The following is a 20,895-nucleotide window of genomic DNA, read 5'->3' on the forward strand; positions in this document are numbered from 1 at the left end:
CGAGATCGATCCGATGATCACCCACACCATGCCGCTCGACGACATCAACAAGGGCTTCGAACTGATGCATTCCGGCGAAAGCATCCGCAGCGTCGTCCTTTATTGAGCGCGAAGATGGAACTTGTAACGCAAAACCAATGTTTCGGCGGGACGCAGTCGGTCTACCGCCACATGTCCGATGTCTGCGGCGTCGAGATGACATTCGGCCTTTATATGCCGCCGCAGGCGCGGACGCGGTCCGTGCCGCTGCTCTGGTATCTCTCGGGACTGACCTGCACGCATGAGAACGCCATGATCAAGGCCGGCCTGCAGCGGCACGCGGCGCAGCATGGGCTGGGACTGGTTTTCCCCGACACGTCGCCGCGCGGCGAAGGCGTCGCCGACGATGAGGCCTACGATCTCGGCCAGGGCGCGGGGTTCTACGTCAATGCGACCCAGAAGCCCTGGGCACGACACTACCGGATGTACGATTACATCGTCACGGAATTGCCCGTCCTGCTGCAGGACCAATTGCCGATCAACGGTGTCAACGGCATTACCGGGCACTCGATGGGCGGCCATGGCGCGCTGACGATCGCCTTTCGCAATCCGGGAATGTACCGCTCGGTTTCGGCCTTTGCGCCGATTGTCAACCCGACCCGGTCCGACTGGGGCCGCAAGCAGTTTTCGGCTTATCTCGGCGACGACGAGGCCCATTGGGGCAACTACGACGCCTGCCTGCTGCTCAGCGAACACGGCTGGCAGGGCGATATCCTGATCGATCAAGGTGCGGCGGATCAGTTTCTGGAACAGCTACAGCCCGAGGCGATGGCTCGGCTGCTGGCGGAGCGGCGGCAGCCCGGCGTCCTCAGGATGCAGGCGGGATACGATCATAGCTATTTTTTCGTGGCGAGCTTTGGCGAAGACCACGTGCGCTGGCATGCAGAGCGGCTGAACGCCGCGTAAGGGAGAGGAAGGCATGGCTTCAAGACTTGGCATTATACTGGCGGCAACAGTCCTGTTCGGCGGCGTCATTGGAGGCACTGTTGCGCCGGCATTTGCCCTGGATCCCACAGCCGGTGATCCAGCGGCGGGCGAGAAAGTCTTTCGCAAGTGTCAGGCCTGTCACGCGGTCGGTGCAGATGCCAAATCGAAAACCGGCCCTGCGCTGACGGGCGTAATCGGCCGGCCAGCCGGCAATGTCGAAGGCTTCAGCTATTCCCCCGCGCTGACCAAAGAGGCCGAGGCCGGGTTGGTGTGGACGCCGGACAAGATCGGTGAGTTCTTGACCAACCCGAAAGGGTTCCTACCCGGCACCAAGATGAGCTTTGCGGGATTGCGCAAGGATCAGGAGCGCGCCGATCTGATCGCATACTTGGCGACCTTTCCTTGATGCATGGAGGAAGGGGCGAACACCAGCAGGAGGAATGTAGCCCCGGCAACGGGGATTAGTATCGCAAGCCGATCCCGGGAAAGAGGAGACCGCAAGGTTTTCCCGGGGCGAGCGGGGTGAATTGCCCTGATCGGCAGCACTCAAGAGGAGGATGAAATGAAACGACTTCTTACAATGCTTGCCTTGATGTCGATAGGCGGCGCGCAAGTCGCCCTCGCCAATCCGGAGCTGCAGAAACAGATCGACGATCCCAACCAATGGGCGATCCAAACCGGCGACTATGCCAACCAGCGTTACTCCAAGCTCGATCAGATCAACAAGGATAACGTTGGCAAACTGCAGGTGGCGTGGACTTTCTCGACCGGCGTTCTGCGCGGTCATGAAGGCTCGCCCCTGGTTATCGGCGACATGATGTATGTCCATACGCCGTTCCCAAACACGGTCTATGCGCTGGATCTCAGCAAAGAAGGCCAGATCGTCTGGAAATACGAGCCGAAACAGGATCCGGAAGTCATTCCCGTGATGTGTTGCGACACGGTCAACCGTGGCGTCGCCTATGCCGATAACAAGATCTTCCTGCATCAGGCCGATACGACCGTCGTGGCGCTCGACGCCAAGACCGGCAAGGTGATCTGGAGCGTCAAGAACGGCGATCCTTCGAAGGGCGAGACCAATACCGCCACCGTTTTGCCGGTGAAGGACAAGGTCATCGTCGGCATCTCCGGCGGGGAGTTCGGTGTTCGGGGTTCGGTGACGGCCTATTCGATGGCAGATGGGAAGCTGCTGTGGCGCGGTTATTCCATGGGCCCGGACAGCGATACGCTGATGGATCCCGAAAAAACCACCCACTTGGGCAAGCCCGTCGGCAAGGACTCCGGCACGGCCACCTGGGAAGGCGATCAGTGGAAGATCGGCGGCGGCACGACCTGGGGCTGGTATTCCTATGATCCCGAAGAGAACCTGATGTATTACGGATCGGGTAACCCTTCGACATGGAACCCGACCCAACGGCCCGGCGACAACCGCTGGTCGATGACCATCTGGGCCCGTGATGTCGATACTGGCATGGCCAAATGGGTCTACCAGATGACGCCCCATGACGAATGGGACTATGACGGCATCAATGAGATGATCCTGACGGAGCAGCAGGTTGACGGCAAGGACCGCAAGTTGCTGACCCATTTCGATCGTAACGGCTTCGGCTATACGCTGGATCGCGTTACCGGCGAACTGCTGGTCGCGGAGAAATACGATCCGACGGTCAACTGGGCGACCGAAGTGGTCATGGATCCGAACTCCGACCAGTACGGCCGGCCGCAGGTCGTGGCGCAGTACTCGACCGAAAAGAACGGCGAGGACACCAACTCCACAGGCATCTGCCCGGCCGCCCTCGGCACGAAGGACCAGCAACCCGCCGCCTTCTCGCCGAAGACCGAGCTTTTCTACGTTCCCACCAACCACGTCTGCATGGACTACGAGCCGTTCCGGGTAACCTACACCGCGGGCCAGCCCTATGTCGGCGCCACTCTGTCGATGTATCCGCCGAAGGACAGCCACGGAGGCATGGGTAACTTCATTGCCTGGGACAACAAGGAAGGCAAGATAAAGTGGTCCCTGCCGGAAGCGTTCTCCGTTTGGTCGGGTGCGCTGGCAACAGCGGGTGATGTGGTCTTCTACGGAACGCTCGAGGGCTATCTGAAGGCGGTCGATGCCGCGACAGGCAAGGAGCTCTATCGCTTCAAGACGCCTTCCGGGGTGATCGGCAACGTGATGACCTATTCCCATGGCGGCAAGCAGTACGTGGCCGTGCTCTCGGGTGTCGGGGGCTGGGCGGGTATCGGCCTGGCAGCCGGGCTCACCAACCCGAATGACGGTCTCGGAGCGGTCGGCGGCTATTCCGCCCTCAGCAACTACACCGCGCTGGGCGGCACGCTCACCGTGTTCTCGCTGCCGAACTAAAGGCAATCGTCGCCCACGGAATTGGCGCGGGTGGTGGAAGCCCGCGCCGGTTCGCTCTCTGCCTAAAAGGACGCAAGATGACTAGAACAAGACCAGCCCTGCCGATGATCCTCGCCGCGTGGACGCTTATGGCCGGCGCCGCAGGCGCACAGGACGCCCCGGCGGCAAAGGACAATATCACGGCTGCCCGCCACGAAAATGGACGCTACTACACTGCCGACGACGTTCCCACCTTCAATATCGCCAAGGATGGTACGGTCGACTGGATGACCTATTCGGGCTTCCGCCGCTATCACTCGGAATGCCATGTCTGCCATGGTCCGGAAGGCGAAGGTTCGAGCTATGCGCCTGCCTTGAAGAAGTCCGCCATAACGATGGACTACTACGATTTCGTCGAAGTCGTCACGAACGGGCGCAAGAAGGTGAACGTTGCCGAAAACTCGGTAATGCCCGCCTTTGGTCAGAACGCCAATGTCATGTGCTATCTCGACGACATCTACACTTATCTGAAGGCGCGCGGAGCCGATGCGCTGCCGCGGGGTCGCCCGGGCAAGAAGGAGCCGAAATCGGATGCGATCCGGGATACTGAAAGCGACTGTCTTGGCCACTAGCCGCTTTGCGGCAGCCGGCGTTCTGCTGGTAGGGGTTGCCGCCGCCGCACCGGCGGCGGCTCAGACTTCGGACCTGGTGTCGAAGAAGGCGTTTCGGGTCTGCGCCGATCCGGCCAATCTGCCCATGTCGGATCGCTCGGGTGCGGGGTTCGAGAACCAGATCGCCGAGCTGATGGCGGCGAAGCTCGGACTGCCGCTGGAATACACCTGGTTTCCCATGGCGACCGGCTTTATTCGCAAGACCCTGCAAGCCAACGCCTGCGATGTGGTCATTGGCTTCGCCCAGGGCGACGAAATGGTGTTGAACACGAACCATTACTATACCTCGGCCTATGTGCTGATCGTTGCGTCGAGCGGTCCGCTGGCCGCAGTCAAGACGCTGACTGACCCGCTTCTCAAGGACAAGCGGATCGGCATCATAGCGGGAACTCCGCCGGCGACGCATATGGCAAGAAACGGGCTCCTGCCAAAAGCGAAGGGTTACCATCTGATGGTCGATCGGCGCTATGAGGATCCAGCCGACGACATGCTTGCCGACCTGAAATCCGGTGCCATCGACGCAGCCATCCTCTGGGGCCCGATCGGGGCACCACTGGTCAAGGCAAGCCATCCGGACCTGAGGGCAACGCCGCTTTTGTCGGAGCCGACGCCGCCGAAGCTCTTCTACCGCATCACCATGGGCGTGCGGCAAGGCGAGAAGGTCTGGGAGCGCAAGTTGAATTCCCTGATCCGCCGAAACCAGTCCGAGATCAACGCCATTCTCGCAAAGACGGGTGTGCCGCTCCTGAACGATATGGGGACAGGTCCGCTCAAGCTGCCAAAATGACCCGCCTGCGGCTTCTTTCCCTGTTTCTGCTTATCGCGTTTCCAGTCGGGGCCGCCGAGGAGCCGACCGGCTATCGCGAGAGCGAATACCGCGCCGAGGTGCCGGCAACGCTTTCCGGTGCGACCGTGGTCTCGACCGAAACCGCCTATGCGTTGTGGAAGACTGGCAGGGTTGCCTTCATCGACGTCCTGCCGCGGGCGCCGAAGCCGGAGAAACTGCCGGCGGGAACGGTCTGGAACGAAAAGCCGCGACTGTCCGTTCCTGCCGCCCTGTGGCTGCCGAACGTCGGCTATGGCCGTCTGGCGGACATCATGCAGAGCTATTTTCGCGTCGGGCTGGAAAAGGCGACGGGCGGGGAAAAGGATCGGCCGGTGCTGTTCTTCTGCCTCGACGGCTGCTGGATGTCCTGGAACGCCGCCAAGCGTGCCCTGGAATATGGCTATACCCATGTCTTCTGGTATCCGCAGGGCACTGACGGCTGGACATCGGCCGGTTATCCGACTGAACGCCTCACACCGGAGCCGGGTGGGCAATGATGATCACTGCCCGGTAGGCTCCCGGAGCTGACCGGGCGCCGGTGCCGCGGACAGGAACCGTCCGAAAGCGCGCGGGCCGTCACCGGTTGCGATCTCGCCGATGATCTCCAGGCTTTCGGCGTCAATGACGGTGAGGCTGTTTGAAAACCAGTTCGCCACGACGACCCGTCGGCCATCCGTCGTTGTGTCGATGCCCTCCGGATATTCGCCGGTATCGATGACGGCGACCGCGGCCAGGCTTTGCGCGTCGAAGACGCTGACACTGTCATCATACTGGTTGGTGACGAAACCTCGACCTGAGGCAAAGGTCACCGCGTAGGGCCGTTCGCGGGTTGCCGCATGGCCGAGAACCCGACCGCTGAGCGGATCGACGGCCGTCACCGTATTGCTGCCGACATCTGCGGAGAACAGCCGGCCGTCCGGAGAAAACGTGACGCCGAACGGACGCAAGCCGACGGTCACGCGATGGCGCAGCGTCAGCGTCTCGGCGTCAAAAATGGAGACCTGGTTGGCGTCCCGGTCGGCGGTAGCGAGCCACTGTCCGTCGGGGGAAACGGCAAGGCCGGCTGGTGCGCTGCCGGTTGAAAGCATATTCAATGTCGCAAGGTCGTCAGCAGCGACGACCCAGATCCGCGCATTGTACCAGTCCGACACAAAAAGCCGACCACGCCGCTCATCGACGGCGATCCCAATCGGCCCGCCGTCAAGGCTGCGCTCCGCTTCCGGCGTAGAAGCCGGCATGCCGTAGCGGCGCAGCATCTTGCTTTCCGGGCTGACGGTGAAAACCGCACCAAACTCAGGGGCGACCGCGATGCCTGCCGGCTGGCCCGGCACTGCAATCCGTTCGACCTCGGCCATTCGGTCGAGATCGATCACGCTCAGATCGCTGGATGACTGATTGGTGACATAGGCATAGTCCGCGAAAGCGCTTCCTGGGTGCATCAGGCCGACGAGCACCGCGGCGAGGAGGAGGCGCCTATTTACCAAACTTCTTTTCGAGCGCATCGAGGCCGGCCTTGTATACCGCGCCGACCGCGGCAAGGGCTGCCTCGTCGTTCAGGTTGGCGGGGGGATCATTGTTCGGATAGCCGCGATAGAAGGCGCCCTTCCATTCGATATGCGAGCCGCCGCCAGCGTTCGGGGTCACCGTCAGGTGTCCGGAATAATTAGTAACGGGCAGCACCTCCACGTCGACTTTGGTGATGCGGTAGGAGTAGGACATTTTCGCTGCATCATACTTATAAAGGACTTCGGAGATTGTGGGCCCACTGGCCGCTTTCAGCGTCAGCACGCGCGTCGCCTCGAGGGCATTGCCACCCTCGCCAGTGGTCGAAGAAACGGCCGGGTGCCAGCTCATGTCCTGGAAATTGCCGATCACTGCCCAAACTGCTTCCGGTGCCGCTGCGACATCGACCGAGAGTGCCAGCTTCTGCCGTGTCGGGCCGTGTGCCAGGGCCAGGCTTGGCAACATCACCAGGAATGTCAGCAGGAAGTGACCGAGATATCGCATGATAGGCCTCACGATTTGAAGAAGTGGTTTCTCAGGATGTAACGGATGCCGCGCAGCCAGCTTTCGTCAGTGTTCGACCGGATATCGACCGCAAGGCCGCGCAGCGTCTCGCCAGAGCGCACGTCGCGCAGCACGAGGTTCACCGACAGGATGAGGTTGGATATCTTCTGTACCTCACCGACCAGCACATAGTCGGCGCCGAGCCGGGCGGCCATGCGCACGTCGCAGCCGTAGCAGTCGGCCGGGTTGACCGTACTGGCGAGCTCGGTCGCCACGAGATCATTCGAGAGGATGACGAAGCCTTCCTCGATGAAGCGGTCGCGTGTGGCGCCCTCCAGCAGTTTAAGCCGCGCTGTTTCGTCGGGACGCACACCGTTGTAGGCGCCCTCCGTCGACCAATCTGTGAAGGTCATGCCGAGGAACGCCACCTTGGCGCTCGGCATAAGCGGCTTGTCCAGCGCTGCCAAAGCAACCGTGGTCGAAAGGGCCAGTATAAGCGCGATCAAAATGCGTTGCATGGGCCGAGCGTAGCACACACATTTTGCTAAACCACGCTCCTTAAGTATCGGTTTTGCAACACAAACTGCGCTGTTAATCTTCCGAAGGCAGGAAGATTGGGAGGTCGTTCCGGCAATGTCTAGCCTTTCGCTTACGCTTGCCGTTTTTTGCGCCACGGTGCTCGTCGCGCTCCCTTTGCGGGCAATGGAGGTGAAGACGGCCGTGCTGCGGGTTGATCGTGTGGCCGGCCCGCCGATCTCTCGGCTCGATGCGCCGCCTGCCGACCTGGGTTTTGCCGGAGGGATGTTGGGGAATGAGGACAATCGGACGACCGGCCAATTCACGGGCATGGACTATACGCTGAAAACGCAGGCAGTTGCGCCGGAGCAGGCGGCGGCCGCGCTCGATGCGTTGAAAGCCGAAGGCATCGGCCTCATCGCGGTGATCGCCGAAGGTGACATCCTCAAGACTCTGTCCGACAAGGCCGGGCCCGAGGTGCTGCTTCTGAACGCCGGCGCTCGCGACGAGATGCTGCGCGACGGCGACTGCCGGGCCAATGTGCTGCACGTCTCTCCAAGCCGCTCCATGCTCAGCGACAGTGTCGTCCAGTTCCTTATGTGGAAGAGATGGTCGCGTATCCTGCTGATTCACGGCTCGCACCCCGAAGACAAGCTGCTCGCCGACAGCTATCGCAAATCGGCCGCCAAATTCGGTGCGGAGATCGTCGAAGAGCGCGAGTTCGTCGACACCGGCGGCGCTCGGCGGACAGATACCGGCCATGTCATGGTGCAAAGGCAGATCCCGGTATTTACCCAGGATGCCGAGGATTACGACGTGATCATCGCGGCCGACGAAGCCGGCGTCTTCGCGCCCTACCTGCCTTATCATACCTGGGACCCGAAGCCTGTTGCAGGCTCTGCGGGCCTGCGTGCGGCGTCCTGGCATGCCGCGCATGAAGCCTGGGGCGCGACACAGTTCCAGCGCCGCTTCGAGAAGCTGACCCGCCGAAACATGCGCGAGGAGGACTACCAAGCCTGGCTGGCGATGCGCGTGATCGGAGAGGCCGTGACGCAGTCCGGAAAGGCCGATCCGGCGTCCGTGCGGGCCTATGCCCTTTCGGAGGATTTCGAACTGGCGGCGTTCAAGGGGCAGAAGCTGACTTTCCGACCCTGGAACGGCCAAATGCGCCAGCCGATCCTTTTGACCGACGGCCGGGTGACGGTGTCCGTTTCGCCGCAGGACGGCTACCTGCATCAGCATTCGCCGCTCGACACGCTGGGCATCGATGCACCCGAAACCGCTTGCCATGCTTTTGGAGGATAGAATGCTGAGATCCGTACTGGTGCTTCTGCCAGCCGTTCTGATGTTTGCCGGTCCTGCCGAGGCCAACAAGGTGTTCGTCACCAATGAACGCAGCAACAACGTGACGGTGCTCGACAGCCAAAGCTGGGAGGTGATCGCCACTTTTCCGGCCGGCAACAGGCCGCGCGGCATCACGATCAGCCCGGATGGCAAGGAACTCTATGTCTGCGCGTCGGACGACGACACCGTCCGGGTATTCGATCCGGAGACCTACAAGGAATTGCACACGCTGCCGTCCGGCCCGGATCCGGAACTGTTTGCTCTCGATCCTTCAGGCAATCCGCTCTACGTCGCCAACGAGGATGACAATCTGGTGACGGTCGTGGACGTCAAGACGCGCCAGGTGCTGGCCGAGGTGCCCGTCGGCGTCGAACCGGAAGGTGTTGCCGTCAGTCCGGACGCCAAGACGATCATCAACACCTCCGAAACCACCAATATGGCGCATTTCATCAACGCCTCCACCTACGAGATCGTGCACAACGTGCGGGTGGACCAGCGCCCGCGCTATGCCGAATTCACGGCCGACGGCAAGAAGCTTTACGTCAGTTCTGAAATCGGCGGCACGGTTTCGGTGATCGATCTGAGCGCGGGCGAGCCGGCGATCGCCAAGAAGATCAGCTTTGCCGTGCCGGGCATTCAACCGGAATGGTTGCAGCCGGTTGGTATCAAGGCGACCAAGGACGGCTCGCGGATTTTCGTGGCGCTCGGCCCCGCCAACCGGGTCGCGGTGATCGACGCCGCGCGAGATGAAGTTATCGACTACCTGCTCGTCGGGCAGCGTGTCTGGCAGATGGCATTCACCCCGGGCGAGGAGTTCCTGATCACCACGAATGGAAACTCTAACGACGTTAGTATCATTGACGTCAAGGAGGAAACGGTGATCCGCTCGGTTCAGGTCGGCGAGCAGCCTTGGGGGGTTGTGGTAGCCCCGAATTAAGCGAGAGCATTAAGAGATATTGGGAGGATTTTCATCGTGCATAGATTGATTTTCGCGGCGCTTGCGGCGCTCTTTCTGGCAGGTCCGGCCGGTGCCGCACCGCTTTGCGGCGAGCTCGGCTTTTCCGGATTGCTTGCTAAATGCAACCGGGGCGAGCCGATCGAGATCACGCTCAGTTCCGGCAAGCCGCTGGGCAAGGGTGCCATTGCGCTGCAGTCCGGCGCCTATTACGAAATGCGCATCACGGCGGACGGGTCGGCGGAACTGGCACTCACCGGTGCGCCGTTCTTTCGCGCGATCTGGATGAACGAGATCGTCATCAACGGCATAGAAGTACGTCCCATGGCGATTGACAGCCTCGAATTCGACGAGGCGGGCACGGCGACGCTGTCGTTCATTGCGATAAAGCCGGGCAGCTACGAAGTGAAGATTCCGGACACCTCAAGCGACAGTCAGAAGGTGCAGATTTCTATTCAGTGAGCCGGCTGCACGAGGCGGCTGCTCGACGGCGAGTTCAAAGGCTTGGGGGGAAAGCAATGAACCTTTTCAAACGATTTCTGGCCGGATGTCTGTTCGCGTTCGGAGCGACGGCTGCCATGGCCGAGGATCTCCCGCAGTTACGGGCAGCGATGCTGGCGTCGGGTACCGTCAACTGGGAAATCTCGACCATCAAGGGCCATGAGCTCGACCGAAAGAACGGCTTCGAACTCAAGGTCCAGGATTATGCGGACAATGGTGCGACGCGCGTGGCCTTCGAGGGCGGCGAGGCCGACACCATGGTGGCCGACTGGATATGGGTGGCTAACCAGCGTGCCGCTGGCAAGGATTACGTCTTCATTCCCTATTCGCTGGCCGTCGGCGGGCTGGTGGTCAAGGATGACAGCGGCATCAAGGCGCTGCCCGATCTTGCCGGCAAGAAGATCGGCATCGCCGGCGGGCCGCTCGACAAGAGCTGGTTGATCCTGCGCGCCTATGCCAAGCAGCAATACGGCATGGACCTGGCCGCCGAGACCGAGCAGGTGTTCGGAGCGCCGCCGCTGATCTTCAAGTCGGCCCTTTCCGGCGAGACGGAGGGAGCGATCAATTTCTGGCACTTCCTTGCGAAGATGAAGGCCAAGGGCATGCACGAGCTGATCTCCGTCTCCGATGCCGCAGCGGCGCTCAAGCTCGATCCCGACACGCCGCTGCTCGGCTATGTGTTGAAGGGCGAGTATGCGGCGGCCCATCCAGACATCGTAAAGGGTCTCTATGCGGCGTCGCGCGCGGCCAAGGATCTGCTCAGCAGCGACGAGGAGGTATGGGAGGGCTTGCGCGACAAGATGAATGCCGGAGACGACGCTGAATTCGTTGCGCTGCGCGACGGCTACCGCGCCGGCATTCCCAGCGGCAGACCGATCGACGAGGCGGCCGCCGACCGGTTCTTGCGGCTGATGGTGGACCTCGGCGGCGCGGAGCTCGTCGGCAAGGCAACAAGCCTGCCTAACGGATTGTTCCTGCGCCTTGAATAAGACGCTGCAACACCCTGCGCTGGTGCGTGCATTGTCGTTCGGGCTTCTGCTCATGTTGTGGATAGCGGCGGCCGAACTGACGGCCGATGCGTCCGTCCTGCCTCCGCCGTGGGCGCTATGGGCGCCCTTTGCCAAGGCCGCGGCTTCCGGCGCTTTGCCCTATCACCTCGGAATGACGTTGTGGCGCGTGGTCTGCGCCTTCGTGCCGGCGATGGCCATCGGCGTGGCGCTCGGATTTCTGATGGGGCGCGTTCCCTCCGTTGACCAATGGCTCGATCCTTGGCTTGTCGTCTTTCTCAACCTCCCGGCTCTCGTGCTCATCGTGCTCTGCTATCTCTGGATCGGGCTCAACGAGACCGCGGCGATCATCGCCGTGGTGCTCAACAAGATTCCGAATGTCGCGACGATCCTGCGCGAGGGTGCGCGTGCGCTCGATCCGAACGTTGGCGCCATGGTCCAGGTCTATCGCATGCGGCCGCTGGCGCGGCTGCGCCACGTCGTCATGCCGCAGCTTGCACCTTTCATTGCCGCTGCCGCCCGCTCGGGCATCGCGGTCATATGGAAGATCGTGCTGGTGGTGGAGTTTCTTGGCCGCTCCAGCGGTATCGGCTTCCAGATCCATTTCTATTTTCAGCTTTTCGACGTTGCCATGGTGCTCGTCTACGCGCTTTCTTTCATCGGCGTAATGCTGCTGGTCGAGGCGCTAATCCTGCAGCCGTCCGAACGCCGCGTACGGCGCTGGAGGACGGCATGATCAAGGTTGACGTCAGGCGAAAGGCGTTCCGGGAGGAGGAGATCCTGCGGGATATCCGTTTCGAGATGGAGATTGGCGAGACCGTCGCCATCCTCGGGACGTCAGGGATTGGCAAATCGACGCTGCTGAGGCTCATCGCCGGCATCGATCCGGCTTTCGAGGGCGAGATCACCCGCCCCGACAAGATCGCCATGGTGTTTCAGGAACCCGTTCTCCTTCCGTGGCGGAGCGTCCTTGAGAATCTGACGCTGGTGCACCCGGAACTCGGGGCGGAAGCGGCGCATTCGGCGCTGGAGCGGGTCGGCATGGTCGACAAGGTCCAGCTCTTTCCCGGCCAGCTATCGCTCGGCCAGCAGCGGCGGCTGGCGCTGGCGCGCGCTTTTGCCGGACGCCCCCAACTTCTCGTAATGGACGAGCCCTATGTGTCGCTCGATCCGGCCACCGCCGAGGAGATGTTGGCGTTGACCGAGGCGCTGATCGCGGAAACCGGCCCTGCCGTCATGCTGGTGACCCACTCGGAGGTCGAGGCGCACCGGCTGGCCCGGCGCTGCCTGCGCCTTATCGGGAGACCGGCGACGATTGCGAGCGACTTGGCGACGAGATCGGCGTTGCTCTCCAGGGAGGTGCATCATGACCGGGCTTGAGATCAGCCACATCAGCTACAGCGACGGATCGCGCAAGGCGCGCGATGATGTCAGGCGGCCGACGCCGAAAACCGACACTTTCCGCTATATTGCCGACGACGGCATTTGCCTTGATCCTGCTTTCTCAGGAAGGACCTGAAGACGTTCAAGAGAGAGGAGGAACAAAATGCTCAAGCTACATCCGTCCATCGACAACGGTTTTCCGCCTGCGAGTCCGGACTTTCAGGGTGGCACGCTGAAATGCAAATGCGCTACCAACCCGGTGACCGTCGGGATCGGCGCACAGACGGCACACAACCATGCCTGCGGCTGCACCAAATGTTGGAAGCCGGACGGCGCCACCTTCGCGCAGATCGCGGTTGTCAGCCGCGACAAGGTGAATGTCGCCTCAGGTTCAGAAAAGCTGCAGATCGTCGATCCAAGCGCGACAATCCAGCGCTACGCCTGCAAGGATTGCGGCACGCATATGTATGGCCGGATCGAGAACACCAAGCATCCCTTCTATGGCCTCGATTTCGTGCATACAGAGCTCAGCGACGAGACGGGCTGGTCGCCGCCGGCCTTCGCAGCCTTTGTTTCTTCGGTGATCGAAAGCGGGGTCAATCCCGATAGGATGTCGGATATACGCGCTCGCCTGACAGAACTCGGGCTGCCGCCCTATGATTGCTTGTCGCCGGCGCTGATGGATGCAATCGCCACGCACATCGCCAAACAGTCCGGCGCGCTGCCGGCCTGACATGCCGCGCTCACCTTGGTGCCCTGCAACATCAGCGGGGCCGAACGCCTCCTCCCTCGGACCCCGCCCGTTGCCTCCTGTCGGGAGGCGCCAAACGGGCGGGGGCTGAGGCGTTTATGGCCAAGCCGGTTGAGCGGAACCCTTGATGCTCCCCTCTGCTCTGCCGGGCATATCCCCGACAAGGGGCAAGATCGGCAAGCAGTGATGCCCGCTCAACCACGGACCCTTGCGCAACTTCGGCATTTTGCGCGTTTGCTGTCGGATAGGGCTTTGCTTCTGGCCAATCTCCCTCCTTGTGGGGGAGATGCCCGGCAGGGCAGAGGGGGTAACTTGCGGGCGGAAAAAACGGGAACTGGACCCAGACTCAGGCCTGATAGGCAGATGCTTTCCACTTAATGGCACAGCCCATCGAAGGCTGTTGTTCCGACGGACCTTTGCCAAACAGTGTGACCATGACCATCGCCTCGTAGAGGTCGCGCCTCAGATCGCTAGGGCCGATCTCCTTGCGCGAAGCATCCAGTCGCCCGCGATATTGCAGCTTCATGTCCTTGTTAAAGCCGAAGAAGTCTGGCGTGCAGACGGCGCCATAGGCGTTGGCGACGGATTGGTCCTCGTCGTAGAGATAGGGAAAGGGCAGGGCGTTTTGCGAAGCGAAGCGCTTCATGTTTTCGAACGAATCCTGTGGATAGGCCTCGGCGTCATTGGCGCTGATCGCCACGAAACCGACGCCGTGATCTTTGAGGTCGATCGCGTCTCGCACGATGCGGGCGATGACCGCTTTCACATAGGGGCAGTGATTGCAGATGAAGGTAACGACCAGCCCCTTCGGGCCGGCCTGATCGAATATGGAGTGGGTGAGACCGTCTACGCCGCGAAGTCTCGCGTCGACCGCCGGCCAGCCGAACTCACAGACAGGAGGGGTAGCGGCCATGGTTCATGCTGCTTTCTTGATGGCGCCATCGGACGCCGCACGGATGGCCGCAATGTTTTTCGCATAGGCCTCCTCGTTGCCGCCTTTGAACACTGCGGAGCCGGCAACCAGCACATCCGCTCCGGCCGCGGCAACGAGCGGCGCCGTTTCCAGCGTCACGCCGCCGTCGATCTCGATGTGGATCGGTCGGCTGCCAATCATGGACTTCACGCGGCGCACCTTCTCGACGACGGACGGAATAAAGGCCTGGCCGCCGAAGCCGGGATTGACAGTCATCAGCAGGATGAGGTCAAGCCGGTCCAGCACATATTCGATGACGCTCTCCGGCGTCGACGGATTGAGCGAGACGCCGGCCTTGCAGCCGAGGTCGCGGATCGCCTGCAGCGATCGGTCGAGGTGGGTGGTGGCTTCGGCATGCACCGTGATGATGCCGCAGCCGGCATCAGCGAAGGCAGCGAGGAAGGGGTCGGCCGGCGCGATCATCAAGTGGCAGTCGAACATTTTGTCCGTTCGGTTCCGGATCGCTTTGATGACCGGTGGACCGAAGGTGATGTTCGGCACGAAATGGCCATCCATCACGTCAAGGTGGATCCAGTCGGCACCGGCCTGGCAGACGGCCTCGACCTCTTCGCCGAGCCGCGAGAAATCTGCCGACAGAACCGAGGGGGCTATGATGGTCTTTTGGCTCATGACGAGATCTCCAAAGGATTGGGCTGGTCCATGGCAAAAACGCGACTCGCGGAAATATCTCGAGCCGTGATGGTCGACAGTTGCTCCGCATTGACGGGGCCGACGCTTTCCTCGAACAGGCGGTTCGCCTGCCGCAACCGGGCGCGATCGAGCGCGTTGCGGATCGAGCGCGCATTGGCGAAATGCGGCTGGCGCCGACGACGGGCGATGTAGTCGCTCATCACGGCTGCCGCCTTGGCATCGAAGTGATAGCCCTGGCGGCTCAGCATGCTCTCGGCGATCGACAGGAGTTCCCCGTCGTCGTAGTCGGGGAAATCGATGTGGTGAGCAATGCGCGAGCGAAAGCCTGGATTGCTCTCGAAAAATCGATCCATGCGGGCGGCATAACCGGCGAGAATGACCACCAGGTCGTCGCGGTTGTTCTCCATCACTTGGAGCAGGATCTCGATAGCTTCCTGGCCGTAGTCGCGCTCGTTGTCCGGTCGGTAGAGATAATAGGCCTCGTCGATGAAGAGCACGCCGCCCATTGCCTTCTTCAGGATATCCTTGGTTTTGGGCGCGGTGTGGCCGATATATTGGCCGACCAGATCGTCACGCGTCACCGACACCAGATGCCCCTTGCGGATATAGCCGAGCCTGTGCAGCAGATTGGCCATGCGCAAGGCTACCGTTGTCTTGCCGGTACCGGGATTGCCGGTGAAGCTCATGTGCAGCGACGGCGCCTCGTGGGTGAGGCCCATGGCACGGCGGGCTCGCTCCACGAGCAACAGGGCTGCCGTCTCGCGGATCCGCTGCTTCACGGGCTTCAGCCCGACGAGTTCCCGGTCCAGTTCGTCGAGGATTTCGGCGACGCCGGAGGCGTGGTATTCCTCAGCGAGGTCGACCGACGTCGGCGGGCCGTCGACGCTTGATTGAGCTTCCGGCATTGCCATTTGTCTGCTCCTCTAGCGCCGCGTTTCCCAGGCATAATGCTGGCTGCGACCGCGGCTTTCCGTCCGGGTCATCCGCAGCTTCGGTTCAATGTCGGGACGGTTGACGATGAAGGACATCGTAACCGTCTCCAGGCCGCGGCTGGAATCGAAGGCATTCAGGCGGATGTAATCTTGCGGATGGGCTTTGCGGCAATCGTCCAGCTCCATCATCACGCCCTTGGCGTCCTTCAGGTCGAACATCGGATTGCCCCACATTTCCCAGTAGGTGTTGCGGGGGTGCGGGTCGTCGGTATGCTCGACGCCAATCGCCCATCCCTTGCCGAGGCAATACTCGACCTGTGCCGTTATCTGCTCGTCAGTCAGGTCCGGCAGGAACGAGAAGCATCCTTGGGTGATACGCATATCGTCTCTCCTTCTGTTACGCTCTCAGGCGACGCTTGCAGTGGGTACGAAATCCGAAGAGTCCGTCGGAGTGTAGTTGAAGCTGATATTGCCCCAGGTATCGAGGGCCGCTTCGAGCGGCTTGCACCACTTGGCCGCCGCTCGCAGGATTTCCGGACCTTCATGGGCGACGTCGCGGCCTTCGTTGCGGGCAAGCACCATGGCTTCCAGCGCGACGCGATTTGCGGTGGCTCCGGCCTGTATGCCCATGGGATGGCCGATCGTACCGCCACCGAACTGCAGCACGACGTCGTCGCCGAAAAGATCGAGCAACTGGTGCATCTGCCCGGCATGGATGCCGCCTGACGCCACCGGCATAACCTTCTTGATGTCGGCCCAGTCCTGCTCAAAGAAGAGCCCGCGCTGAAGGTCCACCTCGTTCTTCATTTCGCGGCAGACGTTGTAGTATCCCTGCACGGTCATGGGGTCGCCCTCGAGCTTGCCGACGGCAGTACCCGCATGCAGGTGGTCGACGCCGGCAAGCCGCAGCCATTTGGCAATGACGCGGAAGGAGATGCCGTGGTTCTTCTGCCGCGTGTAGGTGCCGTGACCGGCGCGGTGCATGTGGAGGATCATGTCGTTCTGGCGGCACCATTCGGAGATGGACTGGATTGCCGTCCAGCCGATGATGAGATCCACCATGACAATGACCGAGCCGAGTTCCTTGGCGAATTCCGCCCGGCGGTACATCTCCTCCATGGTTCCGGCGGTGATGTTGAGATAATGCCCCTTGACCTCGCCGGTGACCGCCGAGGCGTGGTTGACGGCTTCCATGCAGTAGAGGTAGCGGTCGCGCCAGTGCATGAAGGGCTGCGAGTTGATGTTCTCGTCGTCCTTCATGAAGTCAAGGCCGCCCTTCAGGCCCTCATAGACGACCCGGCCATAATTCTTGCCCGAGAGTCCGAGCTTCGGCTTGGTGGTGGCGCCAAGCAGCGGCTTGCCGAATTTGTCGAGCCGTTCGCGCTCGACGACAACCCCGGTCGGCGGACCCTTGAAGGTCTTCACGTAGGCGACGGGCAAGCGCATGTCCTCGAGCCTTGCCGCCTTCAGCGGCTTGAACGAGAAAACGTTGCCGATGATCGACGCCGTCAGGTTGGCGATCGATCCTTCCTCGAAGAGGATCAAGTCGTAGGCGACATAGCAGAAATACTGCCCGGGCGTTCCGGGCACCGGGTCGACCCGGTAGGCCTTGGCTCGGTATTGGTCACAGGCCGTCAGGCGGTCGGTCCAGACGACCGTCCAGGTCGCTGTCGAGCTTTCGCCCGCAACGGCCGCGGCCGCCTCGATCGGGTCGACCCCTTCCTGCGGCGTGATCCGGAAGAGCGCAATCAGATCAGTGTCCTTCGGCTCGTAGTCGCCGTTCCAATAGCCCATCTGCGCGTATTTGAGCACGCCGGCCTTATAGCGTTCCTTGCCCTTGATCTCTGTCTTTGCATCGGCGTTCATGACACAGTCCCTTTCTCTGGATGGATGGGTCAGGCGGCTTCAGACCGCGCCGTCTGGGGTTTGAGCGAGCCGCTTGCGTAGCGTCGAGCCATCTCCGACATCGGCGTGACCTTGATGCGGGATGCGTTGCCGGCGGTGCCGAAGGCCTCGAACCGGGCCTTGCCGACCGCCGACATGGCGTCCATGGCGGGTTTCAAGAACTTGCGCGGGTCGAATTCGGTGCGGCTCGTGTCGGCGACGCGGCGAAAGGCGGCGGCTGCCGCCAGGCGCAGATCGGTATCGATATTGATCTTGCGTACGCCGAAGCGGATGCCCCGGACGATCTCCTCAACGGGTACGCCGTAAGTTTCCCGCATTTCGCCGCCATGGGCGTTGAAGACATCCTGCCACTCCTGCGGCACCGAGGAGGAGCCGTGCATGACAATGTGTGTGTCCGGCAGCCGGTGATGGATCTTCTCGATCACGTCCATGGCGAGCACCTCGCCGGTGGGCTTGCGGGTGAACTTGTAGGCGCCATGCGAGGTGCCGATCGCCACAGCCAGCGCATCGACTTCGGTCTCGGCTACGAAGCGGGCGGCTTCGTCCGGATCGGTCAAAAGCTGCGAACGATCGAGCGCGCCTTCGAAACCGTGCCCGTCCTCGGCTTCACCATGGCCGGTCTCGAGCGATCCGAGGCAGCCGAGTTCCCCCTCGACCGAAGCGCCGACCATATGGGCGAGGCGGCTCACTTCCGCAGTGATCGCGACGTTATAGGCGTAGTCGGCGGGGATCTTTGCATCCTCCTTCAACGAGCCGTCCATCATCACCGAGGTGAAGCCGTGCTGTATCGCAGTAAGGCAGGTCGCGACATTGTTGCCGTGATCCTGGTGGATGCAGAGCGGAATGTCGGGATACATCTGCTCGAGCGCTTCCATCATCTTGGCGAGCATGATGTCGTTGGCATAGGAGCGGGCGCCGCGTGAAACCTGCAGGATCACAGGAGCGTCGCAGGCGCGCGCCGCCTCCATTATCGCCAGCCCCTGTTCCATGTTGTTGATGTTGAATGCCGGCACGCCGTAAGTGTGCTCGGCGGCATGATCGAGCAGCTGGCGGAGCGTGATACGGGCCATGGTGTCAAGCCTCCTTCGATGAACTGATGACGTCTTTGCTCGCCAGCGGACCGGTGCTCATGAGCGGCGCCTCGCGGAAGTCGCGGCGGACAAGCTCCAAGGCTTCGGTGACGACATGATCGGCGGTGATGCCGAAATGGCGGTAGAGGTCTCCGGCCGGTGCCGAGGCCCCGAAGCCGATCATACCGACGAAGGCACCGTCCGGTCCCATCCAGCGATCCCAACCGAGGCGGCCGGCGGCTTCGACGGCAATCCGCGGGGCATCTCCGAGAACCTGCTTCCGGTACGATGCATCCTGGATCTCGAACTTCTCCCAGCAAGGCATGGACACCACCGCCGCTTCCAAGCCCTCCTCGGCCTGCAGGCGTTCCGCTGCAGCAAGGGCGATCTCGACTTCGGACCCAGTGGCAAGGAGCGTGATGTCGCGGGGCCCGCGTGCTTCCTTCAGGACGTATGCTCCGCGCGCCGACAAATTCTCGTCCCGGTCCGTCTGGCGCAGCATCGGCAAAGCCTGTCGCGAAAGGGCAAGGACGCTCGGCCGGTTCTTCTCGCCAAGCGCGATCTCCCAGCATTCGGCCGTCTCGATGATGTCGGCCGGGCGGAAGACATTGAGGTTGGGAGTGGCACGCAGCATCGCCAGATGCTCGATCGGCTGGTGGGTTGGTCCATCCTCGCCGAGCCCGATGGAATCATGGGTCAGCACATAGACGACGGGCAGGCCCATCAGCGCCGAGAGACGCATCGCACCGCGAGCATAGTCGGAAAATACCAGGAAGGTGCCGCCGTAGGGAATGAAGCCGCCATGCAATGCGATGCCGTTCATGGCGGCCGCCATGCCGTGCTCGCGGATACCGTAATGCAGATAGCGCCCTTTGAAATTTCCCGGCGAAATGGGTTGGGTCTGCGACGTCATCGTCAGATTCGAGCCGGTCAGGTCGGCGGAGCCGCCAATAGTCAGCGCTGTCGCCCCATTGATGACCTCCAGCGCCATCTGCGAGGCCTGCCGTGTCGCGACCTTGGATGCTCTTTTGCGATGTGCGGCTCGGAATTTTGCCAGGAGATGAGCGACATCATCGTCCAGCTGTCGGCCGACAGTCTGTTGGTAGCGCTTCTTCGAGCGCGAGGCGTCGAGTCGGATTCCCCATGCCTCGCGGGCCAAGCGGCCCCGCACTGCCACGCGTTCCCAGGCGGATTTGATCTGAGGCGGCACGAAGAATGGCGGATGCGTCCAGGCGAGCTTTTCGCGTGTCGCGGCAATTTCCTTGTCGCCGAGTGCCGCCCCATGGGTCTTGTGCGAGCCCTCCATGCTAGCCGCCCCCCTGCCGATCTGGGTGCGGCAGGCAATCAGCGACGGTTTGCGGCTCCGGCGCGCCCGCTCGATCGCCTTCGCCACGGCCTCGGGGTCGTGGCCATCGACGCGTTGCGCATCCCAGCCGGCTGCACGAAAACGAGCAAGCTGGTTCATCGAGGTGGAGAGGTCGGTCGATCCGTCGATCGATATCCGGTTGTCGTCCCAGAGCACGACCAGCTTGCGCAGCTTCAGATGTCCGGCAAGATCGATCGCCTCGTGGCTGATGCCCTCCTGCAGGCAGCCGTCGCCGGCTACCACATAGGTGAAATGATTGCAGAGCGAACTCGAGAAGCGGGCAGCCATCATCTGTTCGGCAATCGCCATCCCGACGGCAGTGGCTATGCCCTGGCCGAGCGGGCCGGTGGTGGTCTCGATACCCAGGGCATGGCCGTATTCGGGATGGCCGGCCGTTTTTGAGCCAAGCTGGCGGAAGGCTGAGAGTTCGGCCATCGGCATGTCGGCAAAGCCCATCAGGTGGTGGATGGCATAGAGCAGCATCGAACCGTGGCCAGCCGAAAGTACGAAGCGATCGCGATCCGGCCAGTCGGGCAGGGAAGGGTCGATCTTGATGAAGCGCTTGAAGAGGACCGTGACTGCGTCGGCCATGCCCATCGGCATGCCGGGGTGGCCGGAATTTGCCTTCTGCACGGCATCCATGGCGAGAAACCGAATGGCGTCGGCCATGTTGCGTTCCGATGCGGCGGCACGGGGTTCGATCTGCTGCGAAACATTCATGGTGGTC

24 protein-coding genes are annotated in these 20,895 nt (G+C 62.0%); 14 read left to right on the forward strand and 10 right to left on the reverse strand.

The window, feature by feature from the left end:
* Window positions 1-114: 114 nt before the first annotated feature.
* From fghA to QN219_RS21025, 6 genes are all read left to right on the forward strand, one after another.
* Window positions 115-945, forward strand: a complete 831-nt coding sequence (gene fghA, locus QN219_RS21000; RefSeq protein WP_284001860.1) for an S-formylglutathione hydrolase — start codon at window positions 115-117, stop codon at window positions 943-945.
* A 13-nt stretch (window positions 946-958) separates the two neighbouring features.
* Window positions 959-1,372, forward strand: coding sequence for a cytochrome c family protein (locus QN219_RS21005; RefSeq protein WP_284001862.1), 414 nt, complete (start codon window positions 959-961; stop codon window positions 1,370-1,372).
* A 156-nt stretch (window positions 1,373-1,528) separates the two neighbouring features.
* Entirely contained in the window at window positions 1,529-3,331 is a 1,803-nt protein-coding gene (gene xoxF5, locus QN219_RS21010) for a lanthanide-dependent methanol dehydrogenase XoxF5 (protein ID WP_284001864.1), read from the forward strand.
* A gap of 77 nt (window positions 3,332-3,408) precedes the next feature.
* A complete protein-coding gene (locus QN219_RS21015; protein WP_284001865.1) occupies window positions 3,409-3,942 on the forward strand; it encodes a c-type cytochrome, methanol metabolism-related in 534 nt (177 codons plus the stop codon).
* Complete coding sequence (locus QN219_RS21020) at window positions 3,902-4,768, forward strand: substrate-binding domain-containing protein (protein ID WP_284001867.1); 867 nt, start codon at window positions 3,902-3,904, stop codon at window positions 4,766-4,768. Before QN219_RS21015 ends, QN219_RS21020 begins: the two co-directional genes overlap by 41 nt.
* Window positions 4,765-5,304: a PQQ-dependent catabolism-associated CXXCW motif protein gene (locus tag QN219_RS21025; RefSeq protein ID WP_284001868.1), complete on the forward strand. Its 540-nt coding sequence runs from the start codon at window positions 4,765-4,767 to the stop codon at window positions 5,302-5,304. The genes QN219_RS21020 and QN219_RS21025 overlap by 4 nt, the downstream gene beginning before the upstream one ends.
* A gap of 3 nt (window positions 5,305-5,307) precedes the next feature.
* On the opposite strand, the gene QN219_RS21030 is transcribed toward QN219_RS21025, so the two are convergent.
* Genes QN219_RS21030 through QN219_RS21040 form a run of 3 tightly spaced genes read right to left on the reverse strand, consistent with a single transcriptional unit; the run spans window position 5,308 to window position 7,332 of the window.
* Window positions 5,308-6,291, reverse strand: a complete 984-nt coding sequence (locus QN219_RS21030) for a beta-propeller fold lactonase family protein (protein WP_284001870.1) — start codon at window positions 6,289-6,291, stop codon at window positions 5,308-5,310.
* Complete coding sequence (locus tag QN219_RS21035) at window positions 6,281-6,814, reverse strand: SRPBCC family protein (RefSeq protein ID WP_284001871.1); 534 nt, start codon at window positions 6,812-6,814, stop codon at window positions 6,281-6,283. The genes QN219_RS21030 and QN219_RS21035 overlap by 11 nt, the downstream gene beginning before the upstream one ends.
* Window positions 6,815-6,822: 8 nt before the next feature.
* Complete coding sequence (locus QN219_RS21040) at window positions 6,823-7,332, reverse strand: DUF3280 domain-containing protein (protein WP_284001873.1); 510 nt, start codon at window positions 7,330-7,332, stop codon at window positions 6,823-6,825.
* A gap of 115 nt (window positions 7,333-7,447) precedes the next feature.
* On the opposite strand from QN219_RS21040, the gene QN219_RS21045 reads away from it, so the two are divergent.
* From QN219_RS21045 to gfa, 8 genes are read left to right on the forward strand one after another with little or no spacing between them, the layout of a single operon-like run.
* Entirely contained in the window at window positions 7,448-8,635 is a 1,188-nt protein-coding gene (locus QN219_RS21045; protein WP_284001874.1) for an ABC transporter substrate-binding protein, read from the forward strand.
* Window position 8,636: 1 nt separating this feature from the next.
* Window positions 8,637-9,611, forward strand: a complete 975-nt coding sequence (locus QN219_RS21050) for a YVTN family beta-propeller repeat protein (protein ID WP_284001876.1) — start codon at window positions 8,637-8,639, stop codon at window positions 9,609-9,611.
* Window positions 9,612-9,638: 27 nt separating this feature from the next.
* A complete protein-coding gene (locus QN219_RS21055; protein ID WP_405052184.1) occupies window positions 9,639-10,091 on the forward strand; it encodes a hypothetical protein in 453 nt (150 codons plus the stop codon).
* Window positions 10,092-10,147: 56 nt separating this feature from the next.
* Window positions 10,148-11,119: an ABC transporter substrate-binding protein gene (locus QN219_RS21060; RefSeq protein ID WP_284001879.1), complete on the forward strand. Its 972-nt coding sequence runs from the start codon at window positions 10,148-10,150 to the stop codon at window positions 11,117-11,119.
* The gene (locus QN219_RS21065) at window positions 11,112-11,873 is read left to right on the forward strand and encodes an ABC transporter permease (RefSeq protein ID WP_284001881.1); all 762 of its coding nucleotides are present in this window, start codon (window positions 11,112-11,114) and stop codon (window positions 11,871-11,873) included. Before QN219_RS21060 ends, QN219_RS21065 begins: the two co-directional genes overlap by 8 nt.
* Window positions 11,870-12,517 (forward strand): ABC transporter ATP-binding protein, encoded by a 648-nt coding sequence (locus QN219_RS21070; RefSeq protein ID WP_284001883.1) that lies wholly within the window; start codon window positions 11,870-11,872, stop codon window positions 12,515-12,517. The genes QN219_RS21065 and QN219_RS21070 overlap by 4 nt, the downstream gene beginning before the upstream one ends.
* A complete protein-coding gene (locus QN219_RS21075) occupies window positions 12,504-12,656 on the forward strand; it encodes a hypothetical protein (protein WP_284001884.1) in 153 nt (50 codons plus the stop codon). The genes QN219_RS21070 and QN219_RS21075 overlap by 14 nt, the downstream gene beginning before the upstream one ends.
* A gap of 27 nt (window positions 12,657-12,683) precedes the next feature.
* Window positions 12,684-13,253: an S-(hydroxymethyl)glutathione synthase gene (gene gfa / locus QN219_RS21080; RefSeq protein WP_284001886.1), complete on the forward strand. Its 570-nt coding sequence runs from the start codon at window positions 12,684-12,686 to the stop codon at window positions 13,251-13,253.
* Between the two features lie 364 nt (window positions 13,254-13,617).
* Here gfa and QN219_RS21085 read toward each other — a convergent pair whose 3' ends face one another.
* The 7 genes from QN219_RS21085 to tkt are packed head-to-tail and all read right to left on the reverse strand — an operon-like array spanning window position 13,618 to window position 20,888.
* Entirely contained in the window at window positions 13,618-14,184 is a 567-nt protein-coding gene (locus tag QN219_RS21085) for a thioredoxin family protein (RefSeq protein ID WP_284001887.1), read from the reverse strand.
* A 3-nt stretch (window positions 14,185-14,187) separates the two neighbouring features.
* Entirely contained in the window at window positions 14,188-14,874 is a 687-nt protein-coding gene (gene rpe / locus QN219_RS21090) for a ribulose-phosphate 3-epimerase (RefSeq protein ID WP_284001889.1), read from the reverse strand.
* Window positions 14,871-15,806 carry a CbbX protein gene (cbbX, locus tag QN219_RS21095; protein WP_284001890.1) on the reverse strand — a complete coding sequence of 312 codons (936 nt, stop codon included), beginning with the start codon at window positions 15,804-15,806 and terminating at the stop codon, window positions 14,871-14,873. Before cbbX ends, rpe begins: the two co-directional genes overlap by 4 nt.
* 12 nt (window positions 15,807-15,818) lie before the next feature.
* On the reverse strand, window positions 15,819-16,208 hold the full coding sequence (locus QN219_RS21100; RefSeq protein WP_284001891.1) for a ribulose bisphosphate carboxylase small subunit: 390 nt from the start codon (window positions 16,206-16,208) through the stop codon (window positions 15,819-15,821).
* 24 nt (window positions 16,209-16,232) lie between these two features.
* Window positions 16,233-17,693, reverse strand: a complete 1,461-nt coding sequence (locus QN219_RS21105) for a form I ribulose bisphosphate carboxylase large subunit (RefSeq protein WP_284001892.1) — start codon at window positions 17,691-17,693, stop codon at window positions 16,233-16,235.
* A 29-nt stretch (window positions 17,694-17,722) separates the two neighbouring features.
* Window positions 17,723-18,802: a class II fructose-bisphosphate aldolase gene (gene fba / locus QN219_RS21110; protein WP_284001893.1), complete on the reverse strand. Its 1,080-nt coding sequence runs from the start codon at window positions 18,800-18,802 to the stop codon at window positions 17,723-17,725.
* 4 nt (window positions 18,803-18,806) lie between these two features.
* Window positions 18,807-20,888, reverse strand: a complete 2,082-nt coding sequence (gene tkt / locus QN219_RS21115) for a transketolase (RefSeq protein WP_284001895.1) — start codon at window positions 20,886-20,888, stop codon at window positions 18,807-18,809.
* Between the last annotated feature and the right edge of the window lie 7 nt (window positions 20,889-20,895).

This window comes from Sinorhizobium sp. 8-89, assembly GCF_030124325.1.
In the GTDB taxonomy this organism is placed as follows: Bacteria; Pseudomonadota; Alphaproteobacteria; order Rhizobiales; family Rhizobiaceae; genus Sinorhizobium.

Bases quoted from the DNA above. Each gene is read 5' to 3' on its own strand.
- fghA (WP_284001860.1), top strand. From the start codon at position 115: ATGGAACTTGTAACGCAAAACCAATGTTTCGGCGGGACGCAGTCGGTC.
- QN219_RS21005 (WP_284001862.1), top strand. From the start codon at position 959: ATGGCTTCAAGACTTGGCATTATACTGGCGGCAACAGTCCTGTTCGGC.
- xoxF5 (WP_284001864.1), top strand. From the start codon at position 1,529: ATGAAACGACTTCTTACAATGCTTGCCTTGATGTCGATAGGCGGCGCG.
- QN219_RS21015 (WP_284001865.1), top strand. From the start codon at position 3,409: ATGACTAGAACAAGACCAGCCCTGCCGATGATCCTCGCCGCGTGGACG.
- QN219_RS21020 (WP_284001867.1), top strand. From the start codon at position 3,902: ATGCGATCCGGGATACTGAAAGCGACTGTCTTGGCCACTAGCCGCTTT.
- QN219_RS21025 (WP_284001868.1), top strand. From the start codon at position 4,765: ATGACCCGCCTGCGGCTTCTTTCCCTGTTTCTGCTTATCGCGTTTCCA.
- QN219_RS21035 (WP_284001871.1), bottom strand. From the start codon at position 6,814: ATGCGATATCTCGGTCACTTCCTGCTGACATTCCTGGTGATGTTGCCA.
- QN219_RS21040 (WP_284001873.1), bottom strand. From the start codon at position 7,332: ATGCAACGCATTTTGATCGCGCTTATACTGGCCCTTTCGACCACGGTT.
- QN219_RS21045 (WP_284001874.1), top strand. From the start codon at position 7,448: ATGTCTAGCCTTTCGCTTACGCTTGCCGTTTTTTGCGCCACGGTGCTC.
- QN219_RS21050 (WP_284001876.1), top strand. From the start codon at position 8,637: ATGCTGAGATCCGTACTGGTGCTTCTGCCAGCCGTTCTGATGTTTGCC.
- QN219_RS21060 (WP_284001879.1), top strand. From the start codon at position 10,148: ATGAACCTTTTCAAACGATTTCTGGCCGGATGTCTGTTCGCGTTCGGA.
- QN219_RS21070 (WP_284001883.1), top strand. From the start codon at position 11,870: ATGATCAAGGTTGACGTCAGGCGAAAGGCGTTCCGGGAGGAGGAGATC.
- QN219_RS21075 (WP_284001884.1), top strand. From the start codon at position 12,504: ATGACCGGGCTTGAGATCAGCCACATCAGCTACAGCGACGGATCGCGC.
- gfa (WP_284001886.1), top strand. From the start codon at position 12,684: ATGCTCAAGCTACATCCGTCCATCGACAACGGTTTTCCGCCTGCGAGT.
- QN219_RS21085 (WP_284001887.1), bottom strand. From the start codon at position 14,184: ATGGCCGCTACCCCTCCTGTCTGTGAGTTCGGCTGGCCGGCGGTCGAC.
- rpe (WP_284001889.1), bottom strand. From the start codon at position 14,874: ATGAGCCAAAAGACCATCATAGCCCCCTCGGTTCTGTCGGCAGATTTC.
- cbbX (WP_284001890.1), bottom strand. From the start codon at position 15,806: ATGGCAATGCCGGAAGCTCAATCAAGCGTCGACGGCCCGCCGACGTCG.
- QN219_RS21100 (WP_284001891.1), bottom strand. From the start codon at position 16,208: ATGCGTATCACCCAAGGATGCTTCTCGTTCCTGCCGGACCTGACTGAC.
- QN219_RS21105 (WP_284001892.1), bottom strand. From the start codon at position 17,693: ATGAACGCCGATGCAAAGACAGAGATCAAGGGCAAGGAACGCTATAAG.
- fba (WP_284001893.1), bottom strand. From the start codon at position 18,802: ATGGCCCGTATCACGCTCCGCCAGCTGCTCGATCATGCCGCCGAGCAC.
- tkt (WP_284001895.1), bottom strand. From the start codon at position 20,888: ATGAATGTTTCGCAGCAGATCGAACCCCGTGCCGCCGCATCGGAACGC.